The organism is Amycolatopsis sp. NBC_01480 (assembly GCF_036227205.1).
Classification (GTDB): domain Bacteria; phylum Actinomycetota; class Actinomycetes; order Mycobacteriales; family Pseudonocardiaceae; genus Amycolatopsis.
Genome location: NZ_CP109442.1, coordinates 648,384 through 663,926 on the forward strand (window position 1 = coordinate 648,384; position 15,543 = coordinate 663,926).

Annotated in this window: 16 protein-coding genes; 11 read left to right on the forward strand and 5 right to left on the reverse strand. The window is 71.8% G+C overall.

The window, feature by feature from the left end; translation table 11 throughout:
- The first annotated feature begins 60 nt into the window (after positions 1–60).
- The 3 genes from OG371_RS03120 (at position 61) to OG371_RS03130 (ending at position 2,448) form a co-directional block, all read left to right on the forward strand.
- Positions 61–666 (forward strand): TetR/AcrR family transcriptional regulator, encoded by a 606-nt coding sequence (locus OG371_RS03120; RefSeq protein ID WP_329065330.1) that lies wholly within the window; start codon positions 61–63, stop codon positions 664–666.
- Positions 667–832: 166 nt separating this feature from the next.
- Positions 833–1,687 (forward strand): chitosanase, encoded by an 855-nt coding sequence (locus OG371_RS03125; RefSeq protein WP_329065332.1) that lies wholly within the window; start codon positions 833–835, stop codon positions 1,685–1,687.
- A 77-nt stretch (positions 1,688–1,764) separates the two neighbouring features.
- Positions 1,765–2,448 (forward strand): L,D-transpeptidase family protein, encoded by a 684-nt coding sequence (locus OG371_RS03130; protein ID WP_329065334.1) that lies wholly within the window; start codon positions 1,765–1,767, stop codon positions 2,446–2,448.
- A gap of 49 nt (positions 2,449–2,497) precedes the next feature.
- Here the strand turns inward: OG371_RS03130 and OG371_RS03135 are convergent, their stop codons facing one another.
- Genes OG371_RS03135 through OG371_RS03145 form a run of 3 tightly spaced genes read right to left on the reverse strand, consistent with a single transcriptional unit; the run spans position 2,498 to position 4,669 of the window.
- Positions 2,498–3,484 (reverse strand): PHP domain-containing protein, encoded by a 987-nt coding sequence (locus tag OG371_RS03135; protein WP_329065336.1) that lies wholly within the window; start codon positions 3,482–3,484, stop codon positions 2,498–2,500.
- Between the two features lie 10 nt (positions 3,485–3,494).
- Complete coding sequence (locus tag OG371_RS03140) at positions 3,495–3,998, reverse strand: metallophosphoesterase family protein (protein ID WP_329072892.1); 504 nt, start codon at positions 3,996–3,998, stop codon at positions 3,495–3,497.
- Positions 3,999–4,003: 5 nt separating this feature from the next.
- Positions 4,004–4,669, reverse strand: coding sequence for a GntR family transcriptional regulator (locus OG371_RS03145; protein WP_329065339.1), 666 nt, complete (start codon positions 4,667–4,669; stop codon positions 4,004–4,006).
- A 147-nt stretch (positions 4,670–4,816) separates the two neighbouring features.
- Here OG371_RS03145 and araD point away from each other — a divergent pair, with 147 nt between their 5' ends.
- The 7 genes from araD to OG371_RS03180 all read left to right on the forward strand — a co-directional run bounded on the left by araD (position 4,817) and on the right by OG371_RS03180 (position 14,147).
- Positions 4,817–6,535, forward strand: coding sequence for an L-arabinonate dehydratase (gene araD / locus OG371_RS03150; protein ID WP_329072894.1), 1,719 nt, complete (start codon positions 4,817–4,819; stop codon positions 6,533–6,535).
- Positions 6,536–6,622: 87 nt separating this feature from the next.
- A complete protein-coding gene (locus tag OG371_RS03155) occupies positions 6,623–8,422 on the forward strand; it encodes a VanW family protein (protein WP_329065341.1) in 1,800 nt (599 codons plus the stop codon).
- 81 nt (positions 8,423–8,503) lie between these two features.
- A complete protein-coding gene (locus OG371_RS03160; protein ID WP_329065343.1) occupies positions 8,504–9,727 on the forward strand; it encodes an MFS transporter in 1,224 nt (407 codons plus the stop codon).
- A gap of 352 nt (positions 9,728–10,079) precedes the next feature.
- The gene (locus OG371_RS03165) at positions 10,080–11,195 is read left to right on the forward strand and encodes a GGDEF domain-containing protein (RefSeq protein ID WP_329065345.1); all 1,116 of its coding nucleotides are present in this window, start codon (positions 10,080–10,082) and stop codon (positions 11,193–11,195) included.
- 54 nt (positions 11,196–11,249) lie between these two features.
- Positions 11,250–12,020 carry an ABC transporter ATP-binding protein gene (locus tag OG371_RS03170; RefSeq protein WP_329065347.1) on the forward strand — a complete coding sequence of 257 codons (771 nt, stop codon included), beginning with the start codon at positions 11,250–11,252 and terminating at the stop codon, positions 12,018–12,020.
- A complete protein-coding gene (locus OG371_RS03175) occupies positions 11,996–13,585 on the forward strand; it encodes a hypothetical protein (protein ID WP_329065349.1) in 1,590 nt (529 codons plus the stop codon). Before OG371_RS03170 ends, OG371_RS03175 begins: the two co-directional genes overlap by 25 nt.
- 7 nt (positions 13,586–13,592) lie before the next feature.
- Positions 13,593–14,147, forward strand: coding sequence for a dihydrofolate reductase family protein (locus OG371_RS03180; protein WP_329065351.1), 555 nt, complete (start codon positions 13,593–13,595; stop codon positions 14,145–14,147).
- A gap of 111 nt (positions 14,148–14,258) precedes the next feature.
- Here the strand turns inward: OG371_RS03180 and OG371_RS03185 are convergent, their stop codons facing one another.
- Positions 14,259–14,525 (reverse strand): hypothetical protein, encoded by a 267-nt coding sequence (locus OG371_RS03185; RefSeq protein ID WP_329065353.1) that lies wholly within the window; start codon positions 14,523–14,525, stop codon positions 14,259–14,261.
- A gap of 83 nt (positions 14,526–14,608) precedes the next feature.
- Here OG371_RS03185 and OG371_RS03190 point away from each other — a divergent pair, with 83 nt between their 5' ends.
- Positions 14,609–14,737, forward strand: a complete 129-nt coding sequence (locus OG371_RS03190) for a hypothetical protein (RefSeq protein WP_329065355.1) — start codon at positions 14,609–14,611, stop codon at positions 14,735–14,737.
- A gap of 11 nt (positions 14,738–14,748) precedes the next feature.
- Here OG371_RS03190 and OG371_RS03195 read toward each other — a convergent pair whose 3' ends face one another.
- Positions 14,749–15,522, reverse strand: a complete 774-nt coding sequence (locus OG371_RS03195) for a maleylpyruvate isomerase family mycothiol-dependent enzyme (protein WP_329065357.1) — start codon at positions 15,520–15,522, stop codon at positions 14,749–14,751.
- Positions 15,523–15,543 lie beyond the last annotated feature (21 nt).

The following is a 15,543-nucleotide window of genomic DNA, read 5'->3' on the forward strand; positions in this document are numbered from 1 at the left end:
AGACTAGCAGTATCTCAATACCGACGGTACCCCGATTGGCCGGACGTTTAGAGTGCTCCCATGGCCCGACTCACCCGCGCGGAAAGCCAGGCGCGCACCCGCGAGCAGCTCGTCGACACCGCGAAGGAGCTGTTCCTGCGCGACGGGTACTCGGTGACCTCGCTGGAGAAGGTCGCCGACGAGGCCGGGTACTCCAAGGGCGCCGTCTACTCGAACTTCCGCGGCAAGGACGAGCTGTGCCTGGCCGTGCTCGACCGGATCCACGACGAGCAGGTGAACCTCGTCGCGGGCGCGCTGGCGGGCGCCGAGGGGATGGAAGGCCTGCTCACGGCGTTCCAGGCCTGGGCCGAGCGCAGCATCGGCGACGAGGCGTGGACGGCGCTGGAGGTCGAGTTCGCCACCAACGCCCGCCGCGACCCGCACGTGCGCGCGGAGCTGGCGAGCCGCGACAAGGCCATCCGGGACACCATCGCCGACCTGCTCGCCGGCTACGCCGAGCGGTTCGGCATCACCCTGCCGATGCCGGCCGGCGACGCGGCGACGGCGCTGCTCAGCCTGGGCATCGGCCTCGGCGTGCAGCGCGCGATCGACCCGGCCATCCCGGTGCACGTGCTGCCGGACGTCATCCGGCTGTTCGCCGGCGGCGGCTCGTCCACAAAGGACTGACCCGCGGAATTCCGTTTTGCCCCTTGCCGTCTGAGTCACTCTTGGTTATCGTGGCGCTACGCCGCAGCAGCACCCGAAGCACCGTTTCCCCGGCCCGGCCAGGGAATTCGAGGCTTCGATTGTCCTGTCCACGTGTGCTCCCCCTGCGGAAAGGGATCCCCAGCCCATGCGCAAGACGATGCGGCCTGTCCTCGTCACCGGCCTTTCGGTGGCCTCGGCCCTCGCTGTCGTGATCGCCACCCCCGCCCTGTCCTCGGCCGCCCCCGCGGCGCCACCCGCGCTGTCGGCCGCCGCACCGCTCCGGATCTCCGACGGCGACCTGTCTTCGCCGGAGAAGAAGGAAATCGCGATGGAACTGGTGTCGAGCGCGGAGAACTCCTCGCTCGACTGGAAGGCGCAGTACTCCTACATCGAGGACATCGGCGACGGCCGCGGCTACACCGCCGGCATCATCGGCTTCTGCTCCGGCACCGGCGACATGCTGGAGCTGGTGCGGGCGTACACCGACGCCGTGCCGGACAACCCGCTGGCGAAATACCTGCCCGCGCTGGAGAAGGTGAACGGCTCCGATTCGCATGACGGGCTCGGCTCGGCGTTCGAGAGCGCTTGGAAGGAGGCCGCGGGGACCGCGGAGTTCCAGGCCGCGCAGGACAGCGAGCGCGACCGCGTGTACTTCGACCCGGCCGTGAACCAGGGCAAGTCCGACGGCCTCGGCGTGCTCGGCCAGTTCATCTACTACGACGCCATCGTGATGCACGGCCCCGGCGACAGCTCCGACAGCTTCGGCGGCATCCGCAATTCCGCGCTCCAGCAGGCGAAACCGCCGTCGCAGGGCGGTGACGAGACCACCTACCTCAAGGCGTTCCTCGACGCCCGCAAGGTGGTCATGAAGCAGGAGGAGGCGCACGCGGACACCTCGCGCGTCGACACCGAGCAGTTGGTGTTCCTCAACGACGGCAACCTCGACCTGCACACGCCGCTGAAGTGGCAGGTCTACGGCGACCCGTATGAGATCAACTGACGCCGGCCGCGCGGGAGGCCCGGGATTACTCCGCTCGGGCCTTCCGCGCTCGGCCATCACCCCTAAGATCGCCGGGTATGAGGCGACTTCTGGTGGTGCTGCTCTGTGCCGCGGCCGCCGCGATCTTCGGCGCGGACGGGCTTTCCGACGCCGCGCCGGGCGCCACCGCCGAACACCTGCCGCTGGCGTACAGCGGCTCGGCCCAGCAGGTGGTCACCGTGGTGGCCACTTCCCCGTCGTCGACCACGGCTGTGCTGACGGCCTGGCAGAAGTCCGGCGGACGGTGGGCGCGGGCACTCGGGCCCTACCCGGCGTTCGTGGGCGCCGACGGCGTCGGGAAGGCCGGCGAGTCCACTTCGCACACACCGGCCGGGGTGTTCACGCTGACCGAGGCGTTCGGGATCCAGCCCAGCAACGGGACCCGGCTGCCGTACCGGCAGGTCGGCCGCTCGGACTGGTGGGTCTCCGACGTGCGGTCTCCGTTCTACAACCAGCATTACTCCTGCGCCCCTGGCCACTGCCCGTTCGACGAGTCGGCGGGTGAGGACCTCGGCGCGGCCGGCCCGGTCTACGACCACGCGACGGTGATCGACTACAACCGCAACCCGGTCGTTCCCGGCGCCGGGTCGGCGTTTTTCCTGCACGTGTCGGCGGGCAGGCCGACGGCCGGCTGCGTCGCGATCCCGGGCGCCGACCTGGACGCGGTGATGCGGTGGCTGGACCCGGCGGCCCGGCCGGTGATCACCATCGGGGTGGCCTGAAGACTCGTGAGTGTTTATGCCGGTTCTAACCGGCATAAACACTCACGAGTCACTGGGCGAGCAGGTCTTCCGCCGTGCGGGTGTTGATGATCCGGTCCGCGGCCAGCCCGGCCTTTTCGGCCCGGACGCAGCCGTAGACCTGCCAGTCCAGCTGGCCGGGGGCGTGCGCGTCGCTGTCGATGGCGAATTCGCAGCCGAGTTCGGCGGCCAGGCGCAGCAGGCGCATCGGCGGGTCGAGGCGTTCCGGGCGTGAGTTGATCTCGACCGCGACGCCGTTCTCACGGCAGGCGGTGAACACCTTCTCCGCGTCGAAAACCGACTCCGGACGCCCCTGGCCGCGGACGAGGCGGCCGGTGCAGTGCCCGAGGACGCGCACGTGCGGGTTGGCCACCGCGTCCAGCAGGCGCGGGGTCATCTCGCGCGCCGGCATCCGCAGTTTCGAGTGGACGCTCGCCACCACGAAGTCCAGCCGGGACAGCAGGTCCTCGGTCTGGTCCAGGCCGCCGTCCAGCAGGATGTCGACCTCGATGCCGTGCAGCAGCCGGAACGGGGCCACCGCCTCGTTCACGCGCGCGACCTCGTCCATCTGGCTGCGCAGCCGCTCGGCGGACAGGCCGTGGGCGACGGTGAGCCGCGGCGAGTGGTCGGTCAGGACCATCCATTCGTGGCCGAGCGCGCGGCCCGCCTCCGCCATCTCCAGGATCGGGCTGCCGCCGTCGGACCAGTCGGAGTGGGTGTGGCAGTCGCCGCGGAGAGCGGCGCGCAGCGGGCCGCCGTCGGGCAAATCCGCTTCGCCGACCTTCGCCGCATACGCCGGGACGCGGCCCGCCCAGGCGTCCTCGATCACGCCGGCGGTCGCCTTGCCGATCCCCTTCAGCGCCTGCAGCGTGCCGGACCGGATACGGCTCTCCAGTTCCTCGGGCGAAAGCCGGTCGACGACGCTCGCGGCCTGCCGGAAGGCGCGCACGCGGTAGGTCGGCTCACCCGCGCGCTCCAGCTGGAACGCGATGTCGCGTAATGCCCGGGCCGGATCCATACGTCCTGTTCTACCCCCGCGGCGGGAGCTCGTGCAGCTCGACGTCCACCAGTTCGCCGCCGCGGATCTCGGCGGTCTGGTACGTGCAGAACGGCTGGCGCCGCCGGTCCGTGGGCGAGCCCGGGTTGAGCAGCCGCAGGCCGCCGGGGGTCACCGAGTCCCACGGGATGTGGCTGTGGCCGAACACGAGCACGTCCGCGTCCGGGTACAGGGCGTCGCAGCGCTGCTCGCGGCCCTTGGCGTCGCCCGTCTCGTGCACCACGGCCAGCCGGACGCCGCCGAGGTCCACCCGCGCCACCTCGGGCAGCCACGCCCGCAGCTCCGGGCCGTCGTTGTTGCCGTACACGGCCACCAGCCGCTTGCTCGCCACCGCCAGCTGGTCGAACGCGTCCAGGTCGACCCAGTCGCCGGCGTGCACGACGACGTCGGCCAGCGCCACCTCGGCCCAGACCTCCTCGGGCAGCTCCTTCGCCCGTTTCGGCAGATGGGTGTCCGCCACGAGCAGCAGCCGCACGCCGGTCACGCCTCCTGCTCCCCGATCGCGTCGAGCACCCGCTCGAGGAACGAGCCGATGTGCTTGCGCAGCAAGTCTTCCGCACCCGCGGCGTCGCCCTTCTTCGCGGCGGCCAGCACGGCCTTGTGCTCGGCCCACTCCTTGCGCCAGCTCGGGCTCGCGTCCCAGCCGACCACGGTGATCAGCGCGGCCCGGTCCTTGAGGTCGTCCAGGATGGACACCAGCAGCGGGTTGCCGCAGCCGAGGTAGAGGGCCCGGTGGAACCGGCGGTTGAGCAGGCTCAGCGCGGCGTGGTCCTTGTCCGCGAGGGCGGCCGAGGCCTCCTTCAGCGCCTCCGCGGCGTCCTCGAACAGCGACGGGTCGCGCCGCTCGACCGAGCGCCGGACGGCCTCGGGCTCGAGCACCATCCGCACGTCGTAGACCGACTTCGCCAGCTCCGCGTCGACCACGCACACCGAAGCGCCCTTGTACGGGCTGAACGTCACCAGCCCCGAGTTCGACAGCACCTTCAGCGCCTCGCGCACCGGCGTCTTCGACACGCCCAGCCGCTGCGCCAGCTCGGCCTCCACCAGCGGCTGCCCCGGCCGCAGCTCCCGGGTGAGGATGCCGCGCCGGATCTCCTCCAGCACCACTTCGGTCCGGGAGGCGGGAAGGCTGAACGTCGGTGGCATCGGGCGCTCCAGGCTCTCGCGAGATCTGTGTTGTCCAACTTAGCCAAGCGCGGCGTCGCCGGGTCCCGCGGCGCGCTCGGTGCGAATGATCGTATATCAGATGCCATACTCGGGTGGACGAGGAAAGAGGTGGGGACAACCGTGGCCATCAGGAAACCCGAGGACCTCCGCAGCCACCGCTGGTTCGGCGGCGACGAGCTGCGCAGCTTCAGCCACCGGGCGCGGGCCCGCCAGCTGGGTTATCTGCCCGAGGAGCACCTCGGCAAGCCGGTTATCGCGATCCTCAACACCTGGAGCGACATCAACCCGTGCCACATGCACCTGCGGGAACGCGCCGAGCAGGTGAAGCGCGGCGTCTGGCAGGCGGGCGGCTTCCCGCTGGAGTTCCCCGTGGCGACGCTCTCGGAGACCTACCAGAAGCCCACGCCGATGCTCTACCGCAACCTGCTGGCGATGGAGACCGAGGAGATCCTGCGGTCCTACCCCATCGACGGCGCGGTGCTGATGGGCGGCTGCGACAAGACCACCCCGGCCCTGCTGATGGGCGCGGCCAGCGCCGGGCTGCCGGCGATCTTCGTGCCCGCCGGGCCGATGCTGCGCGGGCACTGGCGCGATCAGACCCTCGGCAGCGGTACCGACATGTGGAAGTACTGGGACGAGCGGCGCGCCGGGCTGATCGGTGACGCGGAGCTGGCCGAGCTGGAGCGCGGCCTCGCCCGCTCCCCCGGCCACTGCATGACGATGGGCACGGCGTCCACCATGACCTCGGCCGCCGAGGTGCTGGGACTGACGCTGCCGGGCGCGGCGTCGATCCCCGCCGTCGACTCCGCGCACCACCGGATGGCCGCGGCGAGCGGAGCGCGGATCGTCGGGCAGGTCTGGGAGGACCTGACCATCACGAAGATCCTCGACCGGTCCGCGTACGAGGATGCGATCACCACCGTGCTCGCGCTCGGCGGCTCGACCAACGCGCTGATCCACCTGATCGCGATGGCCGGGCGCAGCGGGATCGGCCTGACGCCCGCCGATTTCGACGCCATCGCCCGGCGCGTCCCGGTGCTGGCGAACATCCGTCCCGGCGGCGCGTGGCTGATGGAGGACTTCTACTACGCCGGCGGCCTGCCCGGGCTGCTCTCGCGGCTGACCGATCTGCTGCACCCCGACCGTCTGACGGTCAGCGGGCAGACCCTCGGCGAGACGCTGGCCGAGGCGCGCGTGCACAACGACGACGTGATCCGGCCCCGGGACAACCCGCTCGCGGCCGAGGGCGGAATCGCCGTGCTGCGGGGGAATCTGGCGCCCTCGGGCGCGGTGATCAAGCACATCGCGGCGGCGCCGGAGCTGCTCACGCACACCGGGTCCGCGGTGGTGTTCGACGACTACCGCGACCTGAAGAAGCGGATCAACGACCCGTCGCTCGGCATCACCGCGGACTCGGTGCTGGTGCTGCGCGGCTCCGGCCCGCTCGGCGGCCCCGGCATGCCGGAGTACGGCATGCTGCCGATCCCGGATCACCTGCTGGCCCAAGGCGTTCGGGACATGGTGCGGATCTCCGACGCCCGGATGAGCGGCACCAGCTACGGCGCGTGCGTGCTGCACGTGGCGCCGGAATCGCACGTCGGCGGCCCGCTCGCGCTGGTCCGCGACGGCGACCTGATCACCCTCGACGTGCCCGGCCGCGTCCTGCGGCTGGAGGTCGGCGACGCCGAACTGGACCGCCGTCGCGCCGAGTGGACCGCCCCGCCGCCGCGGTACGAACGGGGCTACGGCGCGCTGTACTCCGAGCACATCACGCAGGCGGACGAGGGCTGCGACTTCGACTTCCTCGCCCGCTCCGGCGCCACCCCGGAGCCCGACCCGCGCTGACCGGTTTGTTCCCCGAGGGGCACTAGTCCGCCATGTCCGGCTCTGCCCGTACCCTGTAGCGCGGGACGCTGCAGGAGAGGTGGACAGTTGCCGTACGAACCGCGTTGGCCGGAATCCGAGGGCGAGCGGACCGAGGTCCTGCCCGTGGTGATGCCCGGCGACGTGCCACCGGACCCGGTCCCCGAGCCGTCGCGCCGCTTTGCCCGTCCTCGTTTGCGCCGCGCCGGCTGGGTGGCCGGCGGGGTGTTCGGCGTGCTGCTGGTCGCGTACCTGATCGACCTGCTGACCAGCCAGGGCAGCGTGCCGCGCGGGGTCACCGTGGCGGGCGTCGACGTCGGCGGGCTCGACCGGCCGGTGGCCGAGCGCGAGCTGCGCAGCCAGATCGAGCCGCGGCTCACCCAGCCGCTCACGGTGACCGCCGGCGCCGCCCGCTCCACGCTGTCGCCGACGCTGGCCGGGCTGCGCCTGGACTGGTCGGCCACCCTGGACCAGGCCGGCGACCAGCCGGTGAACCCATTCATCAGGCTGTCTTCCTTCTTCACCAGCCGCGAGATCGGCGTCGTCTCGCACGCCGAGGCGGACAAGCTCGACCCGGCGCTGGAAGACCTGCGCGGCCGCGTCGACCACGACGCGGTGGAAGGCACCGTGCGCTTCGAAGGTGCCACGCCCGTCGCGGTGCCGCCGCAGGCTGGGCAGAAGCTCGACGTCGCGGCGGCCAAGCGGGCCGTGCTCGCCGGCTGGGCGAGCGGACAGGAACTGGCGCTGCCGGTCGTCCCGGCGCCCGTGCGGACCACCGCGGAAGGCGTGCAGACCGCGCTCGAACAGTTCGCGAAGCCCGCCGTGGCCGCACCGGTGACGATCAAGGGCGAGGGCGCCGACGCGACACTGCAGCCCAAGGACATCGCCGCGGCGCTGTCGTTCGAACCGGCCGAAGGCGGTGGCCTGACGCCGAAGATCGACCCGAAGAAGATCACCGACGTCGCCGGGCCGCAGCTCAAGGCGTCGGAGAAGGAAGGCAAGGAGGCCACCGTCGGCTTCTCCGGCGGACAGCCCGTGGTCGAGCCCTCGGTGGACGGCAAGGCCGTGGACTGGGAGCCGAGCCTCAAGCCGCTGCCGGACGCGCTCAAGCGCGCGGACCAGCGGGAGCTGAAGGCCGTGTACAAGAACAGCCCCGCGAAGGTGACCACCGAGCAGGCGAACCAGCTGGGCGTCAAGGAGGTCGTCGGCGAGTTCACCACCGGGGGCTTCGCCGCCGACTCCGGGGTCAACATCAAAGTGGTGGCGCAGAAGGTGAACGGCGCCATCGTGAAACCGGGCGAGACGTTCAGCCTCAACGGGTTCACCGGCCCGCGCGGGAAGCCGCAGGGTTACGTCGAGGCGGGCGTGATCGAGAACGGCGCCCCGGCGCGCGAGGTCGGCGGCGGCATCTCGCAGTTCGCCACGACGCTGTACAACGCGTCGTACTTCGCCGGCATGAAGGACGCCGGGCACCGCGAGCACAGCTACTACATCAGCCGCTACCCCGCGGCGCGCGAGGCCACGGTGTTCCAGAACCCCAACGGCTCCAGCGTGATCGACCTGAAGTTCACCAACGACTCCGACACCGGCATCGCGATCCAGACCATCTGGTCGCCGTCCTCGCTGACGGTGAAGCTGTGGGGCACCAAGCGGTACACCGTCGAATCGGTGCCGGGCGAGCGGTCGAACCCGACGGACCCGCCGACGAAACCGGGCCCGGCCGAGAACTGCCACGCCTCCAACGGCGCGCCGGGCTTCACCACCACCGACACCCGCGTACTGAAGGACGTCTCCAGCGGGCGGGAGGTCTCGCGCCACACCCGGACCGTCCGCTACAACCCCCAGCCGAAGATCACCTGCGGCGCCTGAGCCCCGCACCGCCCGTTCGGCTGTTCACGCTCCGCGCCGGAACAGGTACTCTTTGCGTCCTGCATCGATCGGGGGACGTCGATGGGCGACAGGGACGGGAGTACCGCGCGGTTCCGCGACATCCTCGCCGTGCGGGAGTTCCGCGCGATCTGGCTGGCCGAGCTGCAGTCCGTGCTGGGCGACCAGCTCGCCCGGGTCGCGTTGTCCGTGCTGGTGTTCCAGCGGACGGAGTCGGCGGCCTGGCCCGCGCTGACGTACGCGCTCACCTACCTGCCGGACCTCATCGGCGGCCCGCTGCTGGGCGGGCTGGCCGACCGGTTCCCGCGCCGCGCCGTGATGGTCACGGCCGACCTGCTGCGCGCGCTCCTGGTCGCGGTGCTGGCGATCCCGGGCCTGCCGCTGCCGGTGCTCGCCGTGGTGCTCGTGGTGGTGCAGCTGGCGAACGCGCCGTTCTCCTCGGCCCAGGCGGCGGTGGTCCCGGTGCTGCTCGACGGGTCCCGGTACGTGCTCGGCCAGTCGCTGCTGAAGATGACCAACCAGATCGGCCAGCTCGCCGGGTTCGCGCTCGGCGGGGCGGTGATCGCACTGATCGGGCCGGGGCTGGGGCTGGCCGCCGACGCGGTGACGTTCGGCGTCTCGGCCGTGGTGCTGGCGCTCGGCGTGCGCTCCCGCCCAGCCGCGGACGTGCGCGCGGACCGCGTTTCGACCCTGCGCCGGCTCGCCGCCGGGGCGGGCACGATCTGGCGTGACCCGCGGCTGCGGGTGCTGGTGGGGCTCGCCTGGCTGGCGGGGTTCGTGATCGTGCCGGAAGGTCTGGCCGTGCCGTACGCGGCGGAGATCGGCGGCGGTGCGGCGACGGCGGGACTGCTGCTCGCGGCGCACCCGGCGGGCATCGTGCTCGGGGTCTTCGCGCTCGGCCGCTGGGTGCCGGACGCGGTGCGGCTGCGGCTGGTCGGCCCGCTCGCGGCGGGTGCCGTGGTGCCGTTGCTGGGGTACGCGTTCAAACCCGGTTTGGGGGTGACGGTGGTGCTGCTGCTGGTTTCCGGTGCCTGCGCCGCCTACCAGGTGACGGCCAGCACGACGTTCATGAGGCTGGTCCCGGACGCCGAGCGCGGCCAGGCGTTCGGGCTCGCCGGCTCGGGGCTGATCGCCGTCCAGGGGATCGGGCTGATCGCCGGCGGGGTGGTCGTGGCCCGCCTCGGGTCACCGTCGGTGACCATCGCGGTGATCGCCGCGGCGGGGGTGGTCACCGCGGTCCCGATCGCGCTCGTCTGGCGGCGGACGTACCGCAGCGTGACGAGCTGACCGGGAGCCGCGGCCCACGCGTCGTTTCACCAGTTCTGCCCGCGCATGTGCGCCACCCCCTCTCCCGGTCGGGCACGGTCGCCGATCACTGTAGGTGCATCAACCGACACCATCCGCACCCGGACAGCCGAGTGACAGCGAGTATCCAGGTAGCTACGGTGCTCTGGTGGCCGGGGGCGCACCTCTTGACGGAAACCCACGGACGGACCAGGACAGTCCGTACGAAGTTCACCATGCCAGGATCACCGGAGCAGGCCGCTGGGCACTATGGCGGTTACCGAACCGAGGCCTGATCGCCTTCATTCTGGTCGCCGACGCGGCCGCACTGGCCGGGGCGGTCTGGACCACTTGGGTGAACCAACCCGGCCGGGTGGACCTGTTCCCCGCGTTGGCGCTGATCGGCTGCGTGCTGTTGCACACCGAGCTTTCCCGTCCGGTGGAGCAGCTGCGCGAGCGGTTCGCGGGCACCCCGCACATCAGCCTTGACACTGTGTGGACCTTCGCCGCGGTGCTGTTACTCCATCCGGCACTGGCGGCACTGGTCATCACGATCTCGTTCCTGTACCGCTGGCTCCGCGGCCGGCCCGCCCCGTTGTTCCGGCGCGTGTTCTCGGCCGCGGCCACCGTGCTGTCCGGTTACGCCGCGGCGGCGGTACTCGTCCTGCTGACCACGGTGCCGTTCGCCTCGGCGGCGCGCGACGTGGCCGAGTTCGGCGCGATCGTGGCGGCCGGACTGGTTTTCCTGGTGGTCAACACGGCGCTGATGACGGTGGCCGTCTACTTCGGCACCCCGCACGAACGCGTGCGCGACGCCCTCGCCGGCCCGGAGGAGTACGGGCTCGAGGCCGCGACGATCGGGCTGGGCGTGCTGCTCGCGTGGGCGCTGGCGGACTGGCCGATCGCGCTGCTGCTGGTCATCGGGATCACCTTGACGCTGCACCGGAACGTGCTCATCCGCCAGCTGCGCCGACAGGCCCGCAGCGACGCGAAAACCGGCCTGCTGAACGTCGCCGCCTGGCGCGCGGCCGCGACCGAGGAGCTGGTGCGCGCCAAGCGATCCGGGCGCACCACCAGCGTGCTGATGCTGGACCTGGACCGCTTCAAGCTGGTCAACGACCGGCACGGGCACCTGGTCGGCGACCGTTACCTGCTGGCAGTCGCGGACACCCTGCGCACCGAGGTCCGCGCGGGCGACCTCACCGGGCGGTTCGGCGGCGAGGAGTTCGTGGTCCTGCTGCCGGCGACCGCGCCGGTGCACGCGCACGCGATCGCCGAGCGCATCCGCAGCCACATCGCCGCGCAGACCGGCGGACTGCCGGAGCCGATCACCGTCTCGATCGGGCTCGCCGCGGCCCCGCCGGCGGCCATGGCGGACGTCGACGCCCTGCTCGAAGCCGCCGACAGCGCCCTGTACGAGGCCAAACACGCGGGCCGCAACCGGACTGCGGGACACCAGTTGGCCGGATGACCACGAAGCAGGCCGGACCCGGGTAGTCTCCCGACCCTACGGAAGGGGGACGCGGTGGCGGACGAACCGGCGATGGGCCTGTACGGGCTGACGAAGCGCTTCGGGACCACGCTCGCGGTGGACGACGTACGGCTGGAAGTGCCGAAGGGGTCGTTTTTCGGGCTGGTGGGGCCGAACGGCGCGGGCAAGACGACCTCGCTGTCGATGGCGGTCGGGCTGCTGCGCCCGGACGCCGGACAGGCGCACGTGTTCGGCGTCGACGTGTGGCGGGAGCCGGAGCGGGCCAAGGCGCTGATCGGCGTGCTGCCCGACGGACTGTCCATTCCGGAGCGGCTGACCGGGCGGGAACTGCTGACGTACATGGGACTCCTGCGCGGGCTCGCCCCGGAAACGGTGGCGGAGCGGGCACAGGAGCTGCTCGGCGTGCTGGAGCTGGTGGAGGCCGAGCGAACGCTGGTCATCGACTACTCCGCGGGCATGCGCAAGAAGATCGGCCTCGCCATGGCGCTGCTGCACGGCCCGCGCCTGCTGGTCCTCGACGAGCCGTTCGAGGCCGTCGACCCGGTTTCCGCCTCGACCATCCGCACCATCCTGCAGCGGTTCGTCGGCTCGGGCGGCGCGGTGGTGCTGTCCAGCCACGTGATGGCGCTGGTCGAACAGCTCTGCAGCCACGTCGCGGTGATCACGCGCGGCCGGGTGGTGGCCTCGGGCGCCGTCGACGAGGTGCGCGGCGAGGGCAGCCTGGAGGACGCGTTCGTGCACATCGTGGGCGGGCGCACCGGTGGAGCGGAAGGACTGTCGTGGTTGGCGTCCTCGTCCGACTGAAGCTGCGCGTCCTGCGCAATTCCCTGCGGGGCCGCCAGGTCGCCGGCATGCTCGTCGGCGGGGTGTTCGGCCTGCTCGGCGCCGCGGGCACGCTCGCGCTGGCGATCGTGCCGATCCACGGGCCGCAGGTCACGGTCGACCTGCTGACGTCGGTGTACGCGGTGTGGGTGCTCGGCTGGGTGCTCGCGCCGGTGGCCACCGGCGGCGGGGACGACACGCTGCGGCCGGAGCACTTCGCGCTGCTGCCGATCGGGCGCCGCAAGCTCGCCGTCGGCCTGCTGGCCGCGAGTTTCGTCGGCGTGGCGGCGGTGGTCAGCCTGCTCGCGTTCCTCGGCCTGTTCGTCTACGGCCTGCGCCTGGGCATCGGCGCGGCGCTCGTCGGGCTCGTGTTCACGGTGCTGCAGCTGGCTTTCGCCGTGTTGCTCTACCGCGTGGTGATGGCGGCGCTCGGCGCGCTGCTGACCTCGCGCAAGGGCAAGGAGCTCGGCATCATCCTGGTCGCGCTCACCGGGCTTTCCGGCGTGGCGCTGAACTTCGCGCTCAACAGCCTGGGCCCGGCGATCGTGAACGGGACGGTGCCCGGCTTCATCGGCGTCGTGCACGTGCTGCCGTCCGGTTGGGGCACGCTCGCCGTGCGCGCGGCGGGCGACGGCTCGTGGGGCACGGCCTTCGGCCTGCTCGCGGCGATGATCGCGCTGCTCGCCGTGCTCGTCGCCGCGTGGGGCGCGCTGCTGACGAAGCGGGTGACCAGCCCTTCGTTCAACGGCTCGTCCCGGACGAAGGTGAAGGAGCCGGGCGCGCGAACCCGGCGAAGCCTCCTGCCGGCGACGCCCGTGGGAGCGGTGGCGCGCAAGGAACTCTGGACGTGGCGGCGGGACGCGCGCCGCCGGGTCGCGCTGCTTTCGACGCTGCTGATCGGCGTTGTCGTCACCGTGGTGCCGTCGCTGTCCGGCGGCAGCCGCCCGGTGCTGCTGCCCTACCTCGGCGTTGTGGTGATCCTGTTCTCCTGCATGCAATCGGGCAACCTCTACGGCTTCGACGGCAGCTCGCTGTGGCACACGCTGATCGTGCCGGGCGCCGAGCGCGCCGACATCCGTGGACGGCAGCTGGCGTGGGCGCTGATCGTCGCGCCGGTCGCCGTGCTGCTGGCCGTCGTGCTGCCGGGCGCGGTGGGCAAGACGGGCGCGTACCCGTGGGTGCTCGGCCTGGTGCCGGCGCTGCTCGGTGCGGGGGCGGGGGTGCTGATGCTGCAGTCGGTGTTCCTGGCTTTCCCGCTGCCGGACCAGCGGCGCACCTCGAGCCCGTGGTCGTCCGGCGGCCGCCCCGGCTGCGCCCGCCTGCTGCTGATGCTCGCGACGATGCTGCTGATGGTCGTCGGCGTGCTCCCGGTGCTGGTGCTGGGAGTCGTCGGTGTTGTGGCGGATCTGCCGGTGCTGCAATGGATCGGCGTGCCGGTCGGCGTCGTCACCGGGGTGCTGCTCGCGTGGTGGTGGGGCGGCATCGCCCAGCGCCGGCTGGTCAGCCACGGGCCGGAACTGCTGGCCACGGTGAGCAAGGAGCGCTGAGTAGCCGATGCGTCCGGTGATCTACTCGATGAGCGTGTCGCTGGACGGTTTCATCGCCGGCCCGGACGGCGACATCGGCTGGACCGTCCCGAGCGCGGAGGTGTTCCGCTTCCACGTCGAGCAGACCCGGACCGTCGCGGCGCAGCTGTGCGGGCGCGGCCTGTACGAAACCATGCTGTTCTGGGAGAACGCCGAGCTCACCGACGAGGCGGAGCTGGAATTCGCCCGGCTCTGGAAGCCGCTCCCGAAGGTGGTTTTCTCCCGCACGCTGACCTCGGTGGAGGGCACCGCGCGCCTGGCCACCGACGACGTCGCCACTGAAGTCGCCCGGCTGCGCGCCCAGCCGGACGACGGCATCGTGGCCATCGGCGGCGCGGGCCTGGCCGCCGATGCCATCGCCGGCGACCTGATCGACGAGTACCGCCAGTTCGTCTACCCGATCGTTGTCGGTGACGGGACGCCGTTCTTCCCGCCGCTGGTGCAGCCGCTGGGGCTGCGGCTGGTGGAGTCGCGGGAGATGGGTTCCGGGGTGGTTTACCTTCGGTACCAACGTTTGCGCTGACGCCGTCCGGGGACTCCGCGCCCTGCTCGCCAACAGCGGCTTCGAACAAGCCGTGCCGCTGAGGTGGTTCAGTCGGTGGACAGGAGCTTGCCCGGCAACGTGGCAAGCTGGTCACGTTCGGTGGACGTGAGCGCCGACACCTACCGCCGGGCCGTCCACGTCGCGCAGGGCACGCCGTTGACCGAAAACGACCTGCGCCGCATGAACGCCCACGGTTCCTGGCCGCGGATCGCCGGCGGGCTCCAGTACCTCTACGCCCACATCCACCAGGTGCCGGCCATCGTCATCCCCGCCGTCGAGGGCCGGCACCGACCACGCGAGCGTGACCGAGCAGGCCGGGACCTGGGGCTCCATCCTGCCCGCCGTCTGGAGCTTCATGCTCGCCGCCCGCGCCCGCGCCCGTGGCCTCGGCACGGTCTGGACCACCGCGCAGGCCCCCACTGGAACGCGAACTGGCCGCGGTGCTCGGTGTCCCCTACGACGACATCATGCTCGCCGCGTTCATCCCGCTCGCCTTCACCGTCGGCACCGGCTTCCGGCCCGCCAAACGCGTCGGCCGCGGCCAAGTCCTGCACTGGAACAGGTGGTAACCGACGGCGTTTTACGCGGTCGGGTCCCAGTCTGCGAGCTGTTCCATCGGCTCGGTGTCACCGGTGGTCTCCAGGCCGTCGAACGGGATGCGCTCGTAGAAGTAGAGGACCATTTCGCTTGCTGCGCCTCGCATCGCCAGGTCGCCCGGCTCGGCGTCGGCGGCGAGGTCGTCGCAGCGGACGCCGTCGGCGTTGAGGGTCAGGCGCCAGGAGCGGCCCTCGGCCACGTGCAGGTCGATGGTCGCCGGCTTGAACGGCCAGGGGACGGTCGTCGCCGAGACGGTCGTCAGGAACTCGTCGACGCCCTCGACCGCGACGTCCGCCGGCAGCGGCTGCGCGGCCCCCTGGGCGGACTGGACATCGTAGGTGTGGACGGCGAACTCCTGGATCTGGTGCCGGGCCACGGCTCCACTGGTCTGCGGGGCCTGCGATTGGCCCCACCAGGTCCAGCAGCCGCGGTCCGGGCCGGCCTCGCGCAGCGCGTCGAGCATGAGCCTGGTCGACTCGGCGAGCCAGGTATCCAGGGCTTCGCGGTCGCGGGGCGCGGTCGGGGCGCCCTTCGGGCTCGTCTTCGCCGGGGGCTCGGCGCCCGGGCCCGCCGCGACGATGAAGGCCTGGCGGCGGCGGCCGTCGCCGAGGTGCTGCGCCAGTTCGCGCAGCGTCCAGTCCGGGCAGGCCGGGACCTGGACGTCAAGGTCGGGGGCGGACGCGATCGCGGCGCGGAACGCGGCCGAGCGGTCTTCGATCAGCCGCAGGACCTCGGGGAACTCCAGTGTGTTGTGCACTTCGGTGGTGTATCACGCGCT

What these genes read in the sequence shown, in the direction of transcription:
- OG371_RS03125 (WP_329065332.1), top strand. Translation starts at nt 833, where the DNA reads ATGCGCAAGACGATGCGGCCTGTCCTCGTCACCGGCCTTTCGGTGGCC.
- OG371_RS03185 (WP_329065353.1), bottom strand. Translation starts at nt 14,525, where the DNA reads ATGAAGCTCCAGACGGCGGGCAGGATGGAGCCCCAGGTCCCGGCCTGC.
- OG371_RS03160 (WP_329065343.1), top strand. Translation starts at nt 8,504, where the DNA reads ATGGGCGACAGGGACGGGAGTACCGCGCGGTTCCGCGACATCCTCGCC.
- OG371_RS03145 (WP_329065339.1), bottom strand. Translation starts at nt 4,669, where the DNA reads ATGCCACCGACGTTCAGCCTTCCCGCCTCCCGGACCGAAGTGGTGCTG.
- OG371_RS03135 (WP_329065336.1), bottom strand. Translation starts at nt 3,484, where the DNA reads ATGGATCCGGCCCGGGCATTACGCGACATCGCGTTCCAGCTGGAGCGC.
- OG371_RS03180 (WP_329065351.1), top strand. Translation starts at nt 13,593, where the DNA reads ATGCGTCCGGTGATCTACTCGATGAGCGTGTCGCTGGACGGTTTCATC.
- OG371_RS03130 (WP_329065334.1), top strand. Translation starts at nt 1,765, where the DNA reads ATGAGGCGACTTCTGGTGGTGCTGCTCTGTGCCGCGGCCGCCGCGATC.
- OG371_RS03120 (WP_329065330.1), top strand. Translation starts at nt 61, where the DNA reads ATGGCCCGACTCACCCGCGCGGAAAGCCAGGCGCGCACCCGCGAGCAG.